Raw genomic sequence first — 21,003 nt, forward strand, 5'->3', positions numbered from 1 at the left:
GCTAGATTGCGGCCATAAAAAAACGCACCCTAGGGTGCGTTTTTTGTTTTGCGCAAAGCGATTATGACAGACGGTCAAGCACCGCTTGAGTGAAGTCAGTCGTGCCGTGGGTGCCGCCTAAATCGCGAGTCGTACGGTCGCCTTCTTCAATCACTGCCGATACGGCTTTACGGATCAGATCGGCTTTATCAGCCATGCCTAAGTATTCCAGCATTTGGATAGAGGCTAAGATCACTGATGTTGGGTTAGCGAGGTTTTTACCTGCGATATCGGGCGCGCTGCCGTGAACCGCTTCGAAAATCGCAGCATCACGGCCAATGTTGGCGCCAGGAGCCATACCTAAACCGCCAACTAAACCAGCACACAGATCCGACAGAATGTCACCAAACAGGTTGGTGGTCACGATGACGTCGAAGTTTTCTGGGTTCATCACTAACTTCATGCAAGTTGCATCGACGATCATTTCTTCGGTTTTGATGTCTGGGTAGCGTTGGCTCACTTCACGGGCCACTTTCAGGAACAGACCTGAAGTTGACTTCATGATGTTTGCTTTGTGCACGATAGTGACTTTCTTACGGTTTTCTTTGCGGGCCAGTTCGTAGGCGAATGTCGCGATCTGCTCAGCGCCTTGGCGAGTGACGATACTGGTGGCTTCAGCGGTAGTGCCGTCTTCAGAAACCTTTTGACCGTGGCCTGAGTACATACCTTCGGTGTTTTCACGCACTGTGATGATATCAATGTTTTCATAACGAGCTTGTGTGCCTTTGAAAGACAACACTGGGCGTACGTTAGCGTACAGGCCGAATTTCTTACGTAATGTGACGTTGATAGAGGTGAAGCCTTCACCCACAGGTGTAGTCAGCGGGCCTTTCAGGGTGATGCGGTTTTTTTCGATAAGTTCTAAAGTACGCTGCGGAAGTAGTTCGCCTTGCTTCTCGAGAGCGGTTAAGCCTGCATCGGCAAATTCATATTCAAAATCACAACCAGCTTTATCAAGAATTTTTAAGGCTGAATCAATAATACTTGGGCCAATTCCATCACCTGGAATTACGGTTATCGTTCTTTTTGACATGGAGAAGTCCTTCCACGGTTCGTCGTTACTGCAATTGTCCGACCCGGGATAAGCCGGGTAACATGACTATGAATTTGGTATTTTTTCTCCCCATTATTTTAACCATCTTTGGTCAAACTTCACAGGAAATAGTGAGCAATATCACGATTTTTTATTGGGTAAAACTTGTAAAAATACTGGGTTATAACGATGATGGAGAGCCAATGGTTAAAAAAGTCTACTTTAGTCTAACAACTATATAAAAGAGGAAGACATTGAAGTTATTACCTATCACATCGCTCGTGCTGTTATCCCTCGGAATATTGCCGAATGCCCATGCAGAAACTAGCACTAAACCGCTTACCCTTACCGACATTATGCATTTTGAGTCCCTCGAAAAGCCCGTTATCGCTGACAATGGTCAAGTGTTGGCGGTCGAGGTGGCGCCGGATCGTGGCGATAGCCATGGTTTGATTAAGAATTTACAGACAGGTAAAGCGTTCCAAATTGAAGGTGGCTCGGATCCTATCGTGAGTCACACAGGCCGTTATGTGGCGATGGCGGTTAAGCCCAGCTTACTCACCGTTGAAACCAGCGATGCTAAAGCGAAGAAAAAGCTCAAGGCCGATATGGTGCTGCTCGACACCCAAACTGGCACCCAAACCAAATTTGAGCGGGTAAAGGAATTTGTCTTTAGTGACGATGGCGCGCATTTAGCCATTTGGTTTGAAGCCGACGAAGAGGCCAAGAAGGACGCTAAAGAGAAGACTGAAGGCGCCGAGGACAAACCCAAAGCTGAGAAGGTGAAGGTCGATAAGTTCGATCAGGGGCGTCGTTTTAGCCTAGTGAATTTATCTTCGCTGTCCCAGCGTGTGGAGCTGGAGCATGTGACCGCCTATCACTTCGATAAAGACAGTCGCCGCTTGGCTGCCGCAGTCAATGATATCGAGGCCAAGCAACATCAACTGCAACTGATTGATTTAAAAAACTACAAAAAATCAACAGTATTTGAGTCCCAAACCCAACAAATTGGTGCGGTTTCACTGTCGAAAAATGGCCGCTGGCTGGCCTTTACTCAAGGGGATGCGAGTGAATTACCCTATGGCCGCAGCTATGAGTTAAGCCTAGTCGATATCGCTTCAGGCAAAATTCGCCCAATGCCAAACACTAAAGAGTGGACGTTAAACCGTTACGCCAGTTTAAACTTCTCGTTAGACAGTGAGCGACTCTTCTTTGGCCGTGTGCCCGAGGTGAGCCAGCAGCTTAGCCTGAAGAAAATCGCAGAAGAAAAAGACCTTTACGACAAAGAGATAGTCACAGGCCAACGTGGGCTTAAGGTCTGGCATGGGGACGATCCGCGGATTAAACCCCATGAAATCAAGCAGTATGATAAAGAGCAAAAGCGCACTTATTTAGCTGTGCTGCATCTAGGTTCAAACAATGTGGTGCAGCTTGGAGATAAAACGGTACCGGATGTGACCCAGTCGCAACATAAGCGCTATATGTTGGCAAGCTCAGACTTACCCTATCGCAAGATGATTACTTGGGCGGGTTTTTATCAAGACTATTACTTGGTGGATATCAATACGGGCCGCAAGTTGCCACTGTTAACCCAACAGCCAAACGATTCTGAACCGAGCCTATCGGGTGATGGCAAATATGTTGCCTATTATCAACAAGGTAATGTGTTTTTATACGATATTGCCGAAGGTCGTCGCACCAATCTGACCAAGTCTTTAAAGGTGAGTTTTGCCGATGAAGACCATGATTATCCCTCCAATGCACCGGGTTATGGCTTTGGCCCTTGGCTTAAGGACGATGCAGGTTTCCTCGTCTACGACAAATACGATGTGTGGCAATTTAATACTGCATCGAAAAGCGGATTTGCCTTAACTGCGGGGCAGGGACGCGCTCAAAAAATCCAATATCGTGTTGAAGGCTTAGTCGATAATCCCGATGAGCCAACCACACTGCCCTACAATGCCACTGTGCTGCTGCATGGTTACAGCGATAAGACCAAAGCCGACGGTTTTTATCAAGCCACCTTAGGCGAAGCGGGCGTTAAGACCTTGATGGATGGCGAGTATAAGCTCACTGTGCTTGGGCGCAGTAAAGATGCGGATACTTTGGTGTTTTCTAAGGAGCGCTTCGATCTGTTCCCTGACTTATATACCGCAAGTTATCAGGCTCCACAAAATGCTGTGAAGCAAACCGATTTAGATAAGCAGCGCCAAGCCTTTAATTGGAGCCAAGCTGAATTAGTGCATTGGACCAATGGCGATGGCAAACCGCTCGATGGCGTGTTGATAAAACCGACCAACTATCAAGCGGGCGAGCGTTATCCTGTGCTGGTTTACTACTATCGCTTTATGACCGACAGACAGCATGCCTTCCCGCAAATGAAGGTTAACCACAGACCTAACTTCGCTTGGTATGTGAATAATGGTTACGCGGTATTCTTGCCAGATATTCGCTTCGATATCGGTTATCCCGGTGCCAGTTCGGTTCAAGCGCTAACCTCTGGCGTACAGAAACTGATTGATATGGGCATTGCCGATGCTAATGCCATTGGATTACAAGGACATTCTTGGAGTGGTTATCAAACGGCTTTTGCCATCACTCAAACTAAGATGTTTAAGGCCGCCGTTGCCGGTGCACCTGTGGCGAACATGACCAGCGCCTACAGTGGTATTCGCCATGGCACTGGAATTGCGCGCCAATTTCAATACGAAACTGGTCAAAGCCGCATAGGTGAAAGCCTCTTCGCTGCGCCGCAAAAGTATATTGAGAACTCGCCGGTATTCTATGCCGATCGTATTCAAACGCCGTTGATGATTATGTTTGGCGATAAAGACGATGCGGTGCCTTGGGAGCAAGGTGTTGAAATGTACTTAGCCATGCGCCGTGCGGGTAAAGATGTGGTGTTTTTACAATACGAAGATGAACCACATCACCTGAAGAAATACCCTAATAAGCTCGATTACAGCATTCGCATGATGGAATACTTCGACCATTATCTTAAAGGTAAACCGGCCCCAGCTTGGTTAAGCCAAGGCGAAGCCTATGTCGAATATAAAGCCGATGATGAGTAATTCTCTGCTTTAGTTTCGTGAATAAAAAACGCCACCTTAAGGTGGCGTTTTTTATGGGGAAGGAGGAAGTCTTTACTGTTTCTCTATTCCCGATAAAGAGTTAGCAAAACTGAAGACGAGAATTGATAAGACAATTAGTTCGCCATTCTTCTATTCCCCAGCCAGTACTCGATATCTTTGGGGCAGTGTCGACGCATAACTAGTACCCACTGATTTATGGGTACTATAAGAGGTCTTAATGACATCAGTATATGTATTGAATTCACGCCCTCGTAAAGCAAAATCCCGAACTAATTCGGGATTTGTAGAAAGATAGGTCGTACCAAAGGTTAGCGCTCTTTGTACTTACGCTCAACCTCGGCCACTCTTTCGCAAAAATCTTCCAAGTGAGCGCGCATTTCAGCTTCAGCTCTGTCTTCATCCCCATCAACGACAGCCTGAACCAATTTATCATGTAATCCAGCGGGATGGATTTCGTCTGTAGGCGGTTCAAAGGTTATAGAATTCTGACGTAATAATAACAGCAGTGACTTACTAATGGCTTCTAAGCAACGATTGCCGCAAATTTCAGCCAAGACAAAATGTACCTGGGAACGCAAAAACACTGTGGTGGGGTATTCTAAGGTATCGTTTTCATGTTGATTGGCATCAAGTAATTTTGCCGCTTGTTCGGCCGTGCAGTTTTTCGCAGCTAAACGAGCAACCTGTGGTTCGAGCAACATTCTCACCTGGACAATTTCAGGCAACGACATTTTACCCATAGTGAGTAGATCTTGACAGGAATCGCTTAAGCGCTCGTAGCCAACCTGTTTAACAAAGGCGCCTCCCATGGCTCCCTGACGAATCTCAACTAAACCACTTGCTTCGAGGATTTTTACGGCCTCTCTGACGACAGTGCGGCTGACCATAAACAGATCGATTAATTCCCGCTCCGAAGGAAGCTTATCCCCAGCTTTGTACCTGCCGTCAAAAATGGCTTCTTTTAGTTGCTGTCCAACTTCTGTCGATGCTCTTAGCTGCTTAACGGGTTTAAAGGTGTTCAAATTGTCATCTCGAATCAAAACTAGATTGAAATCTTAACATAAATTAGGCGAATGTCTGAATTTTCATTAGGTTAAGCCTGACATTTATGTACTCAGGAGAGTCCTCGGTTTAAGGTCATATTCAATCTGCTGATTTTCGGATAAGACTTTGAATTAAATTGATTTTAAAATTTAAATATCCAGTTAAGACTAGCATCTCTTTTCGTCTATTTTGCAATCAACCAACAGCTACATTAGAGATTAAAAAACATTCATTTTTGTTGATCTAAGTTACATCTCTACGAATTTCGTAACTGAATTCTCATATCTCGAAACATGCCATTGATGACATTGTTCATACGTCATACATTTAACGTAAAGCTTTTGCGGCTTTTTAAAAGCCTAAAAATTGCTTTAGGCTACTAATAATAGGAAGAGATGATGATGAAAAAGTCTTATTTATCCTTGGTCGTTTTGTCAGCACTAGCGGTACCTGCAATCGCTGACACCACGATCGACAAGATGTTCAGTGAAGGCACTGTGAAAGGTGAGTTACGTCTTTTAGATTTCACCAAAGATTTTGATGAAGGTACCACTACCCAGCACACCACATCACTAGGTGGTCTGTTCTATTACAATACTGCAAAAGTGAATGGCTTGAGTATCGGCACTAGCTTCGCCTCTGCTAACCCGATTTGGGTTAACGATTCTGACGCGGTTTACAACTTAGTCGGTCGGGATGCCAATGGTGATCACCAAAGTGTCAACCGCATGCAGGAATACTATGTTCAAGGTGACTGGTGGAATACCCAATTCAGATTAGGTGCCCAAGAGTTGCGCACCCCAATGATGAATCCCCATGATATCCGCGCCATACCTCGTACCTACCGTGGCTTTTCAGCCGAAAACCACAGCATCGATAATCTGACACTATCGGCACTCTATATCACCGATTCTATGGGGTGGACCGATGAACGCTTTATCTCTGTGAGTGAGGCTGTAAAAGCTGAAGTCAAACGTAATACCGGCAATGTCGTTGATGTAGAAGACAATCCAATGTATGCCGTTGGCGCCAAATATCAACTGCCATTTGAAACGGTGAAAACCCAATTCAACCTCTGGCAATACTATATGGAAGATGTATTCCAACAGACCTATGCCAAGGTAAATCTTTCGACCCAATTGGGTGCTGCTAATCTGTATTTCATTCCTTCCTATCTCAATCAACAGGCAACGGGTAATAAATCCGCTGGTGAGCTGGATACCTATCAATATGGTTTCCATCTAGGGGCTAAATTTGCCGGCGTGGATGCCACTTACATGTACGCTAAAACCGGTGACGATACTGTGCTGACGCCATGGGGTGACGACAAGGTTGTGATTCAACAGGTATACCAATCTGCACTCGCCAATGAAGAAGTCAACGCCTTAAAACTGGAATACGACTTCGGCCAAGTCGGTGCTAAGGGCCTAAGCGCCTATGCCTTCTACGGCGATTATGACTCTCCCGAAAGTCTGAATGACTTTACCGAAACTAACTTCTCTGTGACCTATAAGTTTGGCGGTGTCTTTGAGGGCTTAGGTGTGAGAGCACGCTATGCAATGGTCGATTTTGACCAGAAGGAAGATCTCAACGATCTCCGCTTATACCTGACTTACAAGTTCGCTTTAGGTCATTAATTCGCGCGCTCCCATGCGCCTACTTACAGGGTGTATTAACGTCCTTTGGATACACCCCTTTTTTTAGGCCTTTGTCACTTGGCTAACGAGCCGTTTGCCAGTATGACCCTTGGCCAAATCTTATGTCGTTATTCAGAGCGAATATCGCCTAACGATATAGTCAACGGAGTAATGAAAATGAGTAAAGAATCGAGAGAAATTGACCAATATACCGCACATGTTTTGCAGAATGGCCTATCACGCCGAAGCTTCTTAACCCGCGCCGCTATTGGTACCGGTGGCTTAGCCTTTGCCGGATTAACAGGTTCTGCTAGTGCTTCACCAGTTTCTACACACGCCCAGGAATATGCGCAAATCGGCCACGCAACACTGGAGTTTATGCCTAAGCCAAAGGCGATTCCTGACAGTGAAATTGCTTCGACCCAAACCTTCGATGTGGTTGTGGTGGGTGCCGGTGCCTCTGGTGTTCCAGCTGCATTATCGGCAGCAGAAAACGGTGCTAAGGTTGCCGTTCTTCAGAAACAAGCCATCGTTGTCGCACAGGGGAACACTGGCTCTGGTTTAGATCTGAAAAAGAGCGATAAAGCAGGTATTGAAGCTCTGGTAAACCGCCTAATGGCCGACAACGCCCACCGCAGCAACCCTGCACTACTAAGAAGCTGGGCCTACAATTCAGGCGAAGCCGTATCTTGGGTTATCGATCGCGCGAAACAAGGCGGTGCAACGGTTGTCGACCAAGGTACTAAGCCACAGCACGGTATCAAGGGCATTACCGAATATCCACTGGAGTTTGTGACTTCATTCTTTGGTCCTAAGCCTTATACCGCTGGTGACGGTATGCGTGCTTTGGCAAAAACGGCTGAAAAAGCAGGGGTCAAATTCTTCTTTAACACTCCGGCTAACCAACTGATCCAAGATGCCACTGGTAAGGTGATTGGGGTCATCGCCCAAAATCGTGATGGTAAATATCATAAGTTTATGGCCAAAAAGGGTGTGATTTTGGCCGCAGGTGACTACCAGAATAACAAAGCCATGTGTGACTTCTTCATCCCCGATCTGAAAAACTTCGAGCGCAAGCAAATGGATAGAACCGGTGACGGTTTTGTCATGGCGTATTGGGCGGGCGGCGTGATCGAACCTGCTGGCCACACTAAAATGCTCCACGACTTTGACGCAGGTCCGGCGGCAATGTGCGATATGCCATTCCTCGTGGTAAATCGTAAAGGGGAACGTTTTGTCAACGAAGCAGTAGAAATGTCACTGATGAATAACTACCTGCGCAGTGAAGCAGACCAAGGTTGTTACTCTCAGGTTTTCGATTCTAACTATATGGAACAAGCCAAAAACTGGCCAGGTAAAGCCTATACACCTGAAGAATTGAAGAACTACATGCCTGAAGATCCTTCTGAGAAGAAAGGTGTATTCCCATCACAAATCAATACCTTCGTGGCTGACACCCTAGAAGAATTAGCGGTGAAATTAGGTTGCGATCCTAAAACCTTCGTGAAAAACGTTAACCGTTACAACGAGCTATGCAAAACCGGGCGGGACGAGGACTTTGGTAAAGCGCCAAGCAAAATGGCTCCTGTGTTAAAGGCTCCATTCTATGGTATTCACCGTCGCATGCGCCTATCGGCAATCACTTCGGGCGTATTAGTTAACGAAAACCATCAAGCCCTCGATGCGGATGGTAAACCCATTGGTGGCTTGTTCATCGTCGGTAACATGGGGGGCGGTTTCTACGGTGGCGTTGATTATCCATTAACGGTATTTGGTCTGTCCTTAGGTCGTTGCTACACCTTCGGCTACTTAACCGGCAAGTATGTTGCCAAGTTATAAGCCATAACGTCATCAATAGTGGTGCCTGCACATAAGGCATCCTTCAAAATGAAAAACGGAATCAAACCATGAAGAACTTAACTATTATACTTTCACTGGTATTATGCCTATTTGCAGGCAGCACCTTTGCCGCAGAGCAGTTACTCGACCAAACTCACATGGCCAAAGGTCTAAAATGTACTAGCTGTCACCAAGGGGAAACCCGTGAAGCCGTGCCTATGCTGAAATGTGTGCAATGCCACAATACCGCTAAGTTAGCGGTAAAAACAGAGAATTTTAAACCAACAAATCCACATAACAATCGTCACTTTAGTACCGAAACTGACTGTGCGAAGTGTCATCATGTGCATGAAAAGTCTGAAAATTATTGTCAAGGTTGCCATTTGAAGTTTGATTTTGTCACCCCATAATCAAACTCTTAAAAACCGCTAGTGACTAAAAAAACCACCTTCCCTGCAGAGGTGGTTTTTTATGTTGAGTATTGGTGAATTATGGGAGCTGCCTAGGTAAAGTTAATTTTTGCCTGAACTTTCAGCCTCTTTGGTGGTGCGGCTGACGATATCTGTTCCGGCTTCGAGGTACTGTTTATAGGTGTCATCGCCCCAAGCAATGAGTTTATCGTCTTTAAACATCAGCGGGGTGCACTCTTCTTTGGTGGTCACACCGTCGGATTTTTCATGGTGAGTACGATAAAAGAGCACTTGTAGTTGGCCATCCTTAATGGATTTTGCCTCTGAGAAGTCGGCCTTACCAAACATCGTTTTGACGGTGGCAATATCCTGCCCGAGCGTTAAATCATTTAATTTCTGGCTGTTATAGACTTGCCTGTCTTCCCAATCCATTTCATCTGGGGTGGGTTCATATACGAGTACCACTACAGCAACGAAGGCGACATAGGCGGCAAATATACTACCAATAATGACAGAAGCTTTTGATTTCATTGAATCTAATTCCTTTGCATATCCAATGTTTTATTTGGCAAGTCAATAAAATACGCCTTTGATGCGCCAAGGTAAACGGCTTTATTGCAACTTAGTGTTAACAACAGGGGGTTATTCGGCCAACTGCGTATTGGCGGGGCCATTGACCCTAAAATCCTTTAGGTTGATATTCAAGGGTAAATCGGTTTGTAGCTGGGCTAATTTATAACTGAGGCGCGCCATATCTCGCCCTTCGGCCAGTTTCTTGGCTTGTTTCGCACCGAGATTGGATAGAGAGGAAAATAGTGTCGCTAAGGTTCTGAAGGTTCGCAGTAATTCGGCCGCCGATTTGGGGCCAATGCCTGCGATACCGGGGATTTTATTGCCGCTATCTCCAGCAAGTGCCATTAAATCAAGAAATTGGTTTCGATCAACACCCAGTTTTTGCTCAAGTTCAGCAATGTTTAGGTATTGCTGATTAAAGTGATCCCACTGGCTGATCCGCGGATGATTGAGCTGACTAAACCCCTTGTCTGTCGACACGATAACGGCTTCGCCTTGAGCTTTGGCGGTTTTCATCGCTAAGGTGGCGATAACATCATCGGCCTCGGCGGCGGCATAAATCGATTGGATTTGTAAGCTCTTAAGCTGTTCCTGCAGTGCCGATAAGCCAGCTGCAAGTGGCTCAGGCATAGGTTTACGGCCCTTTTTATAATCGGGGTAAAGCTGTTTTCGCCAAGACATCTCATCACCATCCCAGACGATAGCGACATGGGTGGGGTGGTGAATGCGCAGCAGTTTAGTACAGGCAACGCTCACGCGCTCCGTTAAACTGTCCATATCGTTCTCATCTGGGATCGCCGCATAAATGCGGCGAACTAAGTTGAGACCATCGATAATTAAAAACTTATTCATTGGTGGTTATTGTTTTACTTCACTATTTGATAGCAGGGAACATAAGCACTTCCCGGCAGTTTCATCCTATGTTGGGCTACAAAGGCCCCCAGCAAATTGTCCATCAACTCCATCAAGTGCGGATCCCCTTTAATGTGGAAGGGGCCTAATTCTTCTATCTGTTTGATGGTGTCTGATTTTACATTACCTGCCACTATACCCGAAAACGCTTTACGCAAATTGGCGGCCAGCTCTGCTTTATTCGATTGAAAATGCAAATCTAAGTTTGCCATCACCTCATGGCTTGGAATAAAGGGCAGTTGGAACTCGGGTTCTATCTTAAGTCCCCATTGATATTGATAGGCATCGCCGGTAGCACGGCGATGGTTTTTCACTTGATCCATACCTTGCTTCATCACTCGGGCGACTTCGGCGGGATTGTCTACGATAATTTGATATTTTTGCTGCGCCTCTTGCCCTAAGGTGGCGGCGATAAACTCATCAATTTTAATAAAATAGTCCGCACTCTCGCTGGGGCCGGTTAGCACCAATGGGAAGGGGGTTTCTTGATTTTCTTTATTGAGTAAAATCCCTAAGATATACAGTAGCTCTTCGGCGGTGCCAGCACCTCCGGGGAAGATGATAATGCCGTGGCCTAGGCGGACGAAGGCTTCGAGGCGTTTTTCGATATCGGGTAAGATCACCAGCTCGTTAACAATCTGATTGGGCGGCTCGGCGGCGATAATACTGGGCTCGGTGAGGCCAATATAACGGGCGTTTTTAATCCGTTGTTTCGCATGACCAATCGCGGCGCCCTTCATCGGGCCTTCCATCGCACCCGGGCCACAGCCGGTGCAAATATCTAATTCCCTTAAGCCAAGTTGATAGCCCACTTCACGGGTGTATTGGTATTCGACAGCGTTGATACTGTGGCCGCCCCAACAGACGACTACATTCGGGTCTTTCATCGGTGCAATGGCGCGGGCGTTACGCAATATATCGAACACTACGTTAGTAATGTGGCTCGCGTTAGTGAGGTTGATATGTTTTAGGGTGTCGTACTTGTCGCTGATATAGAGGATATCCCTGAGCACCGAAAACAAGTGTTCTTGGATCCCTGTAATAATTTGACCGTCGACGAAGGCTTGCTCGGGGGGATTGATAAGCTCTAGCTTAACCCCGCGCTCACGTTGCAACACATTGATATCGAAGCTTTGATATTGCTCGAATAGCGCTTTAGAGTTGTCGGTCTTGAGGCCTGCGGCGAGTACGGCGAGTGAGCAGTTTCGATACAGTTGATATAGGGCGCTCTTGGCGCTTTTTTTGAGTCGATCAACTTCGAGTTGTGAAAGCTGATCCATGCTGCCCTTGGGGCTAACTTTTACTATCATTTACCACTCCTTCGTCTCGACAGGAGTGATAAGAAGCGACGTATAGGCTGACTTAATTATACGTCAATCACAACCCTGTCTCTGCTTTCATGTTTTGCTTTGTAGAGTGCTGCATCGGCGCGCTCGAAGGTTTCATGTATGAGCTCGTTCCCCATAACCTGCGCAGCCCCTATAGATACTGTAACTGTAATTCGCTGATTTTTAAATTTAAATGGAATATTTTTTACTTTTTCACGGACTCTGTTTAAAAGTTGAGCAATGTCACCACCACCAATATCTGGCAGGATGAGCACAAACTCCTCGCCGCCGTAGCGGGCGACAAACTCGGTATCCCGTAGGGAGTTCTTTAATGCCATGGCGATGACCTGCAGGGTTTTATCGCCTGTGCTGTGCCCAAAGCTGTCATTGATACTCTTAAAGTGATCTATATCTGCAACCGCGATCCACAGCGGGGTTTTATGGCGCTGATAATTGCGATACTCAAGCTCCATGCGTTCTTCGAGGGCGGCACGGTTAGGTAATTGGGTTAAGCTGTCCAATAGATTGAGTTTTTGTTGCTCAAAGAGTCGCTCTTTATAGGTGTTCGCCTCGTTGCTTAGCTCATTAAGCTCTTTGCGCATCGTCTCCATCGACTTACGTAGCAAGGCTTGCTCCCGCTGCTCTAGCGCCTCTTTGCGGGCGAGGGCAGAGCGAATCGAGTTGAGCTGCTCGGTCAATTGCGCTTTCAGGTCAACAATATCGTCGGTGTCGATAATGGCTTCACCCACATTATCCACGCGAGAATTAATTTCCCGATTGAGTTGGGTCTTAAGTTGAAAACTTCGTTGATTGTGATTGTAGGATTCACTCACTACTTCACGCACAGCGGCTAAGGCATCGTTTAACGCGTATAAAAATTCTTGCGAGGCCGATTTTTCGCGGGCGATGTTATCGAGCAGCAGGGATAAAATGGTTTGGTAAGCTTCGAGCAAGGTATCGATTTCGACTTCCGATGCCAGCAGTTCTTTTATTACGAGCACTTGGTCGCGTTGATCTTTACGAAACTCAATTTCCGAAATCATCTGCGCGAGTTCGTGGGCAAGTTGCCTGTGCTTTGGCAATACATCTAACTTTTCAGTCTCATTGAACTGTTGCTGCAGGATAATATCGTAGAAGCCAATGATTTGTTTAACTTTAGGGATATATTCCCAAACTGTGTGGAAGGGTTTGGAGAGATCCTGCTTAAAGTAATTAACTTCTTTTTTGAGCTTTTCTGGTGCCGAGTTAACCCGTTGGATCTGGCGGACGACCTGTGCAAGCCCTGTACGGCTTTCTTCAAGTTGCACCATCACATGGTTGTACTGACCCTTTAAGAGACGTTCAACATCAACCAACTCCGGTAATGCTTCATCGACTCGCTCAAAGGTATTTAAATTATGGCGAAGTTTGGCAAGTTTATTATCCAGTTCTAAATTTTGCCCTTTGCAGGCAAGACTTAAATGGCCAATAAATTGGAGTAGTGTTTGTAACTTAGCATTCCTGTCTTCGTTTACTTCCTCGAGGGCCAATTTTGCCGAGTGAAGTTTTTGCTGAAGCAATGCCAGCTGTGTCACTGTCGCGTTGGAATCCTTCATCCGGAGTATTTTCCTAACTCTGTAGGGCTAAAAAGCATGACGTCCTCTGTCCAGATTAGCGGTAAACTCATATGCTTCTAATGTTATAACAATGGCGATAGAGTGCAAATTGCTTTACCTACGCCACAGTGATTAATTGTCGATATTGATCAAATATTTTCTAATAAGTGTCGATCTTGGTTATTTTCCCAGCTGGGCCAAATAATGTCTTCCTTGGTTGCATTGGTGTCGACTCTTATCAGTCCTCGTTCAATCCCTTTTTCGAGATGCAAAAACAGCGGATCGGCAAAGAGTGTCGGCGGCACAAAATCTAAGGCTCTGAGACTCACATAATGGCTAGCATCGTTCGGTAAACTGCGTGCTCCCGCGAGGGCCATTTGGAGCGTTTCAAGCAGCAATTTAGGGGCAATTTTGATTTCCGCTTTGGTTAACAGCGGCAAGCTGATAAAGCCAATATTAAAATGATAGCCCAGCCCTTGATTATCAAGCTCAAGGCGCAATTTTTGTAACACCCGCTGTGGTTCCTCTGCCTCGGTAAATCTTACCGCAAACAAACCCTGACGGATCACATACACGGGCATAGATAATGCATTAGTGATATGGCTCGTTAACTGACGCGTGATGGCATTGGCAAAGTATTGACCGTGATTCAGGTCAGTACTGACATGCTCGCGAAATTCAATTAAGGCGAGTGCACTAGTGGATATATTGGCTGGATTTTGGGAGAGATCCTTTAATAACGCCGCATATCCTTGGTGGTGAGTAAAGGGCTCCTGCGAACTTAATTTTAGTAAAGCCTCATTTTGGCGGCTATTTTTGCGACGTTGGATGAGTAGGAGAATGATCCCCACTAAGAGTACAGTCGCAATCAGACCACTAAAGGCGAGCAACTTGTTAGTATTTTTAGTGGTTTCAACGGCATCGTTCAGTTTGCCTTGTAACATACTGAGCTCTAGCTTGAGTTGCTGCTCGGCCAGAACTGAGGCGGAAACCGATGGATCTTTGGCTGTGCTTTCAAGCGCTTCGCTCAATTCGATAATGCGCTTTTGTGTGCTAATCACTTTGGCTTGATCGTTGAGCTTTTCCGCAGACAGGGCGATTTGTGTCAGAGCCGATTTTTGCTCGTCCTGCAATTTTAAATCGCTTGCTAAGGCTAAGGCATTTTCGGCGTGGCTCATCATCAGCGGCCAATCTTCTTTCGATTGGGCAATCTCACCGATAAGCAGTTCGTTATAGACTAAATAGTGATGGCTTTGTTTTTCTTGAAATATCTGATTCGCCATCAATAAGTATTTGAGGGCGTTTACCTCATCATGTAAGTGTGAATAGGCTTGGCCGAGATTGTGATAATTCAGCCCTTGGGCGATGTAGTTACCGCGTTTGGCGTCGAGCTGCTGGGCATTCAGGTAGTAATCGATGGCGCGGTTCCAATCACCTTGTTCGCCATACACCATGGCGATGACCGTCATACAGCTTGATAAATAAGTGTCGTTCCCCAGTTTTTTAAAGCCAGCGGCGGCCTCATGGGCATTCTTTAAGGCTTCATTCCATTGTTTTAAATCCCGATAGACTTTAGCCAGTTGCAGCTGTAGGTGGGTTTTCATCGAGGGATAATTGGAGCGATTAGATAGGCGAATAGCTTCACTATAGTGTTGTAATGATTTAGTGAGTTGTTGATTTTTATTGTAATAATGCCCAAGTTTCGATTCGGCCGCCGCGATGAGGTAGTCGTTTCTTAGCTTGTAGGCGATATCCCTATAGGTATGAAAATGCATTAACGCAGGCACATCTTGGCGGATGACGAGGTGCAGACCGCCTAAATGTTCATGAATGGTGTGCTTTAGCAGCATGGATTCCACATCATAACTGTCGTTAATCCGTGTTAGCGCCTCATTATAAAATGCGATGGCCTCTTGGTATTTTTGCTCAGTGCGGCCAATATAACGTCCCTTCAGCATGGCTACAGTTGCCAGCTCAAAAGGCGATTGAGCGATACTTGCCAAGAGTTCGATGAGGCTATTGGCATCTTGAAATCCTACCTTAGATTTTACATTTGGCTCGAGATTTAACCGCGCCAGTAGTTGCAAAATATGCTCAAATTCATCGCTGCTGTAACCCTGTTCTTGGGCTGCGCGTTCAAATTGTTCACGATTCTTAAAAGATATAGGAAAAGAGATCGACTGGTTAAGTCTGTCATACATCTTCTGCGGCGTTTCACGCAATTCTATTTCTTCGGCCTCGATATCGGCTGCCTTTGTTTGAAAAGAAATAGATATCAACAAGGTCACGAAAATAACAATGAGTTTATGCATGTGCAGGTGGCCCTATATTCCCTAAGTCAAGGAACTTATTTTGTTAGCTTTTGTTAGCGCCTAATGAGGATGCTACATCGACTTGTTATACTTGGAAAAAATATAAGAAGCATAATAACAGAAGACGGAAGGAAGTAAGAGTGAAACCCAGTAGATTATCTATTTTGGTATTAAGTGTATTAGGGTCGGCTAACGTATTTGCCGATGTGGGTTACAAAATTGATTTAAGCCAACCAGAACATCATCTTGCGCAGGTGAGTGTGACCTTCCCAGAGGCTAAAGCGGGCGAATTCAGTGTCAATCTTCCCGTGTGGCGTACGGGTAAATATCAAGTGTTACCTTTATCCGACGGTGTGCGTTTATTTACCGCTAAAGACAGCCATGGTAATTCACTGCCATGGAAACGCACCGCCAGTGGTGAATGGCAAATTGCCCTCGATAAACCCGCCAGTGTGACTGTGAGTTATCAGCTCTACGCCAATGAATTGGGCCAACGTGTACGTCATATCGATGCTAGCCACGCTTATTTAGATGCCAGTGGCGTATTTATGTATAGCCCGCAATTTCGGACTGACCCAGTGACCGTACAATTAACTGTGCCCGAAAATTGGCAGAGTTATTCCGGCATGTCAGCAGGTAATGTGGTGCACTCTTTTATTGCTCCTAACTATGATGTGCTAATTGACTCTCCCATCGAAACAGGGGTGAGTACACACAAAAAATTTAGCGCCGATGGTAAAGGCTATGAGTTAGTGTTTTGGGGCGAAGGCAACTACGATGCCGATAACATCGTGAAAGACTTAACCGCATTGAGTGGCCAAGCCAAGGCGATTTGGGATGGTTATCCCTTTGACCGTTATGTGTATATGGTGCATGCAACCAACGGTGCTGGTGGTGCGACCGAGCACTTAAACTCAACGGTTATCCAGTTGCCGCGGTTTAGCTTTCGCGAGCGTAAGGACTACCTGCGCTTTATTAGCACAGCTTCCCATGAGTTTATTCATACATGGAACGTTAAAGCCTATCGTCCTGCGGGTTTGGTCCCTTATGATTATCAGCATGAAAATATGACGGAATTACTGTGGATTGCCGAGGGCTCAACCAGTTATTTCCAAGGTCAGTTACTGCTGCGCGCGGGTGTGATGACACCTAAGGAGTTTTTAGAAGATCTCGCCAAACGCATCGAGAAAAGTGAGCTGACACCAGGACGTGAAATTCAATCGGTTGCCGAGGCCAGTTTAGGCGAGTGGAGCAGCATGGGTGGTGATTATGCGATTAACCACAGTGTGAATATTTACTCTGAAGGTTATTTAGCCTCACTGGCGCTGGATTTCTCCCTGCTGACGGACTCGAAACTCGCCCACTCGTACCGTGATGTACACCGCAAATTGTACCAAGATTACCGTGTGCCTAATGGCTACACTGTGAGTGATGTAAAGCAGATCCTGAAGGACTTATCGGGTAAGGACTATGGTCCATGGTGGCAAAGTCATGTGAATAGCCCGTTGAGTCTTGAGTTTTCAAGCTTGCTGTCTCAGGCTGGGTTGGTAATGTCCTACGGTAAAGACTCCAAAGCCGAGCCTTTTACGGGCATGACCTTAAGCAGCGAACATGGCTCTTTGGTGCTTTCTCAAGTCTTGCGAAATGGCCCCGCTTGGCAGGCGGGTATTGTCGCAGGGGATGAGATCCTAGCGATTAATGGCTTAAAGGTGACTGCTCAAGGTTTTGATAAGCGTATCAAAGACTTTAAAGTGGGTGATAAAGTGGAAGTCACCTTATTTAACAACGATAAAATCAAGCAAGTGGCCTTAACACTCGGTGAAAATCAAAGCGGTAAGCTAGTGCTAAAAGGCGATGCGAAGGCGACTAAACAACAAAAAGCCTTCTTCAATGCGTGGCTGGGCATTGATTGGCCGTTGGATGCTAAAGGTGATATTGCGGCTAAAAGCTAACTCGTTTGATACCTGAGTGAGTCGTTATCTGAAAGTAGAGGATTTACTCGAATCGCGCCATACGCTTGGCCTAAGTGAAGAGATAAAAAAGGCGCCGCAGTAAACTTAGAGTCCAACTGCGGCGCCTTTTACTTTCTTTAGCTTAAGCTCGCTTGGAGCGTTAGCTAAATAAAGGATTAAGCTTGGGTCTCTTCGAGGCCACCTAATGCCGAAACCAAGGCGTGCATCAGCGCGACTAACTCACTACCCATTAAAGCAAAGTCAGCGTCCAGGCGTGCCATCGGATCGTCGGTGCCAACTTCATCGTTACCCGCTCTAAACTCTTCAGAGAATTTTAAGCGTTTTACACTGGCATCGGATTGCAGTAACAGGGCTATCGATTGGCCAAAGTGCAGGGCGAGTTTATGTACTTCTTTACCCGTTTCGAGGTGTGCAAGCACTTCATCTTCTTTAAGATCTTGCTGCTTAAAGCGCACTATACCGCCTTCATCTGCGGCTGACTTCAGCTCGGCTTCATCTTGCATTTCAAAGGGTAATGGCGCGCTGCCATCCTTTAACCATTGAGTGAGGTTTGATTCAACTGGTGCTTTAAAGCTTAATGGGATCACTGGCAAGCTGCCTAAGGCCTTACGTAATAAGGCTAATAATTCCTCTGCCTTAGTGGCGCTGGAGCTATCTACGAGGATCATTTCCAACTCTGGTAAAATCAGTGCGCGCGTTTGGCTGCGGCGTGAAAAGGCTCGTGGCAATAGGCTAGTGATGATTTCATCTTTCAGCGCATCTTTTTCTTTTTTGGCGAGTTTACGATTTTCTTCGTCTTCAATTTGCGCCACTTTTTCTTCTAATGATTCTTTAATCACTTGGCCAGGCAGAATTTTTTCTTCTTTGGTGACACAGATAAGGTAACGATTGTTAGCGCTGTGCACTAAGGTGCTGCCTTGTTTGCCTAAGGCATTGGAAAATCCAAATTTGCTGACGTCTTGGCTGCCGCACGGGGAAAATGTGAAATCGGCGAGTGCGGTTTCAAGTGCTTCTGTCTCGATGGAAAAAGGTTTATTGAAACGGTAAAGAGTAAGATTTTTAAACCACATAAGATGCGCTCATTGGAAAAATAAAGTCGCAGTTTACGGCATAGTTGCTGCGGGGTAAACCTACCTTAAATCGTTAAATTTTGCCCCAGTTGTAGAATTCATTAAAATGTAATATTGAAAAAAATCTGGCTGTAACCCTTGGTGTATATGGGTTTTGTCTTTTAAGAGGAAGGCGGTTTTATGGTGGTTGACTCAAGTTGTCACATTTGAAATAAAACTGAAACAGATTCATTGCAAACTTTCGGTCGTTCCAAACCAATAACCAAGACGAACAAACGTCGAAAGGATTAAATGATGAACGTTTTTTGTAAAACTCTACTTGCTTCTGCGCTAGCTTCTGCAACTCTGGCTTCTGCTTATGCCGCGGAGCCACTGACTGTTTATGGTAAGTTGAACGTTACCGCTCAATCAAACGATGAGAAAGGTGATTCTACAACAACTATTCAAAGTAATGCTTCTCGTTTTGGTGTGAAGGGTGATTTCGAACTGTCTAGCTCGCTGCAAGCGTTTTACACAGTTGAATACGAAGTGGATACTGGCGCAGATTCTAGCGACAACTTCAAAGCTCGTAACCAATTCGTTGGTTTAAAAGGTGCATTTGGTTCTCTCTCTGTGGGTCGTAACGACACTCTGTTAAAGATTTCTCAAGGTAACGTTGACCAGTTCAACGATTTATCAGGTGACTTAAAGAGCCTGTTCAAAGGTGAAAACCGTTTAGGTCAAACTGCTACTTACCTAACTCCCTCATTTGGTGGTTTCGTATTCGGTGCAACTTATGCTGCCGAAGGCGATGCTGACCAACAAGCTCAAGACGGATTCAGCTTAGCCGCAATGTATGGTGACGCTAAACTGAAAAAATCACCTTTCTACGCCGCTATCGCTTACGATTCTGACGTAAAAGGTTATGAAATCCTGCGCGCATCAGTACAAGGTAAAATCGCTGATTTAACCTTAGGTGGTATGTATCAACAACAGGAACAGACTTATAAAAACGCTTTACCTGTTAACACTGACAGCGTAAACGGTTACCTGTTTAGCGCCGCTTACGATATCAATGCTGTGACCTTAAAAGCGCAATACCAAGACATGGAAGACTTAGGTGATTCATGGTCAGTGGGTGCGGACTACAGCTTAGGTAAGCCAACGAAAGTGTTTGCTTTCTATACCAACCGTTCTATGGAAGCGTCTAACGACGATGACAAATACATAGGTGTTGGCTTAGAACACAAGTTCTAATCTCAGCATTAAGGTTGAATTAAGGAGGCTTAGGCCTCCTTTTTTATTGCGATAAACAAACAGTTATATAAACTTAATATGACAATTATCGCGACAATATCGCTTTTGCGGCACGCTTATTCATAAATCTGTAATAAAAATGACTAATAATAACCGTGTTGACATTCACTGACAGAAAATCACTTATGACTGCAAGGATATTGATAGTAGAAGACGAGTTAGCCATCCGCGAGATGCTGACTTTTGTAATGGAACAGCATGGGTTTACAACCTCTGCGGCGGAAGATTTTGATTCGGCCATTGCGCTGCTAAAGGAGCCTTACCCCGATCTGATTTTGTTGGATTGGATGTTTCCTGGTGGAAGTGGTATTCAATTGGCCAAACGCCTCAAGCAGGATGAATTTACCCGTCAGATCCCCATTATTATGTTAACCGCTCGCGGTGAAGAGGAAGATAAGGTTAAGGGCCTCGAAGTGGGCGCCGACGACTATATCACTAAACCTTTTTCGCCCAAGGAGCTGGTGGCCCGAATCAAGGCCGTGTTACGCCGCAGCGCGCCGACCCGTCTTGAAGAAACCATCGATGTACAAGGATTGTTACTCGACCCCGTAAGTCACAGGGTGAGTGTTGGCGATACTGTACTCGATATGGGACCAACGGAATTCCGTTTATTACACTTCTTTATGACGCACCCTGAGCGTGTTTACAGCCGCGAACAGCTGCTCGACAACGTCTGGGGAACCAACGTGTATGTAGAAGATAGAACCGTAGATGTGCACATCAGACGCCTTCGTAAGGCCGTAGAAGAGTCGGGCCATGACCGCCTAATTCAAACGGTTCGTGGGGCTGGTTATCGTTTCTCTACACGCATTTAGTGCCAAATAAGAGATAGGCACAGGTTAGCTTTTAA

At 45.8% G+C, this 21,003-nt stretch carries 15 protein-coding genes; 7 read left to right on the forward strand and 8 right to left on the reverse strand.

Annotated features, from left to right (window positions below; translation table 11 throughout):
- Positions 1-61 precede the first annotated feature (61 nt).
- On the reverse strand, positions 62-1,072 hold the full coding sequence (locus tag ACK5NH_RS09790; protein WP_011717756.1) for an isocitrate dehydrogenase: 1,011 nt from the start codon (positions 1,070-1,072) through the stop codon (positions 62-64).
- A 254-nt stretch (positions 1,073-1,326) separates the two neighbouring features.
- Here ACK5NH_RS09790 and ACK5NH_RS09795 point away from each other — a divergent pair, with 254 nt between their 5' ends.
- Positions 1,327-4,143, forward strand: a complete 2,817-nt coding sequence (locus ACK5NH_RS09795) for a prolyl oligopeptidase family serine peptidase (RefSeq protein ID WP_416919624.1) — start codon at positions 1,327-1,329, stop codon at positions 4,141-4,143.
- Positions 4,144-4,472: 329 nt separating this feature from the next.
- Here ACK5NH_RS09795 and ACK5NH_RS09800 read toward each other — a convergent pair whose 3' ends face one another.
- Complete coding sequence (locus ACK5NH_RS09800; protein ID WP_416919626.1) at positions 4,473-5,186, reverse strand: FadR/GntR family transcriptional regulator; 714 nt, start codon at positions 5,184-5,186, stop codon at positions 4,473-4,475.
- A 417-nt stretch (positions 5,187-5,603) separates the two neighbouring features.
- Here ACK5NH_RS09800 and ACK5NH_RS09805 point away from each other — a divergent pair, with 417 nt between their 5' ends.
- The 3 genes from ACK5NH_RS09805 to ACK5NH_RS09815 all read left to right on the forward strand — a co-directional run bounded on the left by ACK5NH_RS09805 (position 5,604) and on the right by ACK5NH_RS09815 (position 9,094).
- On the forward strand, positions 5,604-6,845 hold the full coding sequence (locus ACK5NH_RS09805) for an OprD family outer membrane porin (RefSeq protein ID WP_416919629.1): 1,242 nt from the start codon (positions 5,604-5,606) through the stop codon (positions 6,843-6,845).
- 177 nt (positions 6,846-7,022) lie between these two features.
- Positions 7,023-8,684 carry an FAD-binding protein gene (locus ACK5NH_RS09810; protein ID WP_416919631.1) on the forward strand — a complete coding sequence of 554 codons (1,662 nt, stop codon included), beginning with the start codon at positions 7,023-7,025 and terminating at the stop codon, positions 8,682-8,684.
- A 68-nt stretch (positions 8,685-8,752) separates the two neighbouring features.
- On the forward strand, positions 8,753-9,094 hold the full coding sequence (locus ACK5NH_RS09815) for a cytochrome c3 family protein (RefSeq protein WP_416919633.1): 342 nt from the start codon (positions 8,753-8,755) through the stop codon (positions 9,092-9,094).
- Between the two features lie 102 nt (positions 9,095-9,196).
- On the opposite strand, the gene ACK5NH_RS09820 is transcribed toward ACK5NH_RS09815, so the two are convergent.
- From ACK5NH_RS09820 to ACK5NH_RS09840, 5 genes are all read right to left on the reverse strand, one after another.
- Complete coding sequence (locus ACK5NH_RS09820) at positions 9,197-9,625, reverse strand: DUF3192 domain-containing protein (RefSeq protein WP_416919635.1); 429 nt, start codon at positions 9,623-9,625, stop codon at positions 9,197-9,199.
- Positions 9,626-9,736: 111 nt separating this feature from the next.
- Entirely contained in the window at positions 9,737-10,519 is a 783-nt protein-coding gene (xni, locus tag ACK5NH_RS09825) for a flap endonuclease Xni (RefSeq protein WP_416919637.1), read from the reverse strand.
- 14 nt (positions 10,520-10,533) lie between these two features.
- Positions 10,534-11,889, reverse strand: a complete 1,356-nt coding sequence (ppnN, locus tag ACK5NH_RS09830; RefSeq protein ID WP_416919639.1) for a nucleotide 5'-monophosphate nucleosidase PpnN — start codon at positions 11,887-11,889, stop codon at positions 10,534-10,536.
- A 56-nt stretch (positions 11,890-11,945) separates the two neighbouring features.
- A complete protein-coding gene (locus ACK5NH_RS09835) occupies positions 11,946-13,502 on the reverse strand; it encodes a diguanylate cyclase (protein WP_416919641.1) in 1,557 nt (518 codons plus the stop codon).
- Between the two features lie 149 nt (positions 13,503-13,651).
- Positions 13,652-15,814, reverse strand: coding sequence for a tetratricopeptide repeat protein (locus ACK5NH_RS09840; RefSeq protein WP_416919643.1), 2,163 nt, complete (start codon positions 15,812-15,814; stop codon positions 13,652-13,654).
- A gap of 140 nt (positions 15,815-15,954) precedes the next feature.
- Here ACK5NH_RS09840 and ACK5NH_RS09845 point away from each other — a divergent pair, with 140 nt between their 5' ends.
- A complete protein-coding gene (locus tag ACK5NH_RS09845; protein ID WP_416919645.1) occupies positions 15,955-17,766 on the forward strand; it encodes a M61 family metallopeptidase in 1,812 nt (603 codons plus the stop codon).
- 176 nt (positions 17,767-17,942) lie between these two features.
- On the opposite strand, the gene rdgC is transcribed toward ACK5NH_RS09845, so the two are convergent.
- Positions 17,943-18,857, reverse strand: a complete 915-nt coding sequence (rdgC, locus tag ACK5NH_RS09850) for a recombination-associated protein RdgC (RefSeq protein WP_416919647.1) — start codon at positions 18,855-18,857, stop codon at positions 17,943-17,945.
- 291 nt (positions 18,858-19,148) lie between these two features.
- Here rdgC and ACK5NH_RS09855 point away from each other — a divergent pair, with 291 nt between their 5' ends.
- Positions 19,149-20,093, forward strand: a complete 945-nt coding sequence (locus ACK5NH_RS09855; RefSeq protein ID WP_416919649.1) for a porin — start codon at positions 19,149-19,151, stop codon at positions 20,091-20,093.
- A 185-nt stretch (positions 20,094-20,278) separates the two neighbouring features.
- A complete protein-coding gene (gene phoB, locus ACK5NH_RS09860; RefSeq protein ID WP_011623460.1) occupies positions 20,279-20,968 on the forward strand; it encodes a phosphate regulon transcriptional regulator PhoB in 690 nt (229 codons plus the stop codon).
- The last annotated feature ends 35 nt before the right edge of the window (positions 20,969-21,003 follow it).

This window comes from Shewanella sp. (assembly GCF_047975355.1).
In the GTDB taxonomy this organism is placed as follows: Bacteria; Pseudomonadota; Gammaproteobacteria; order Enterobacterales; family Shewanellaceae; genus Shewanella.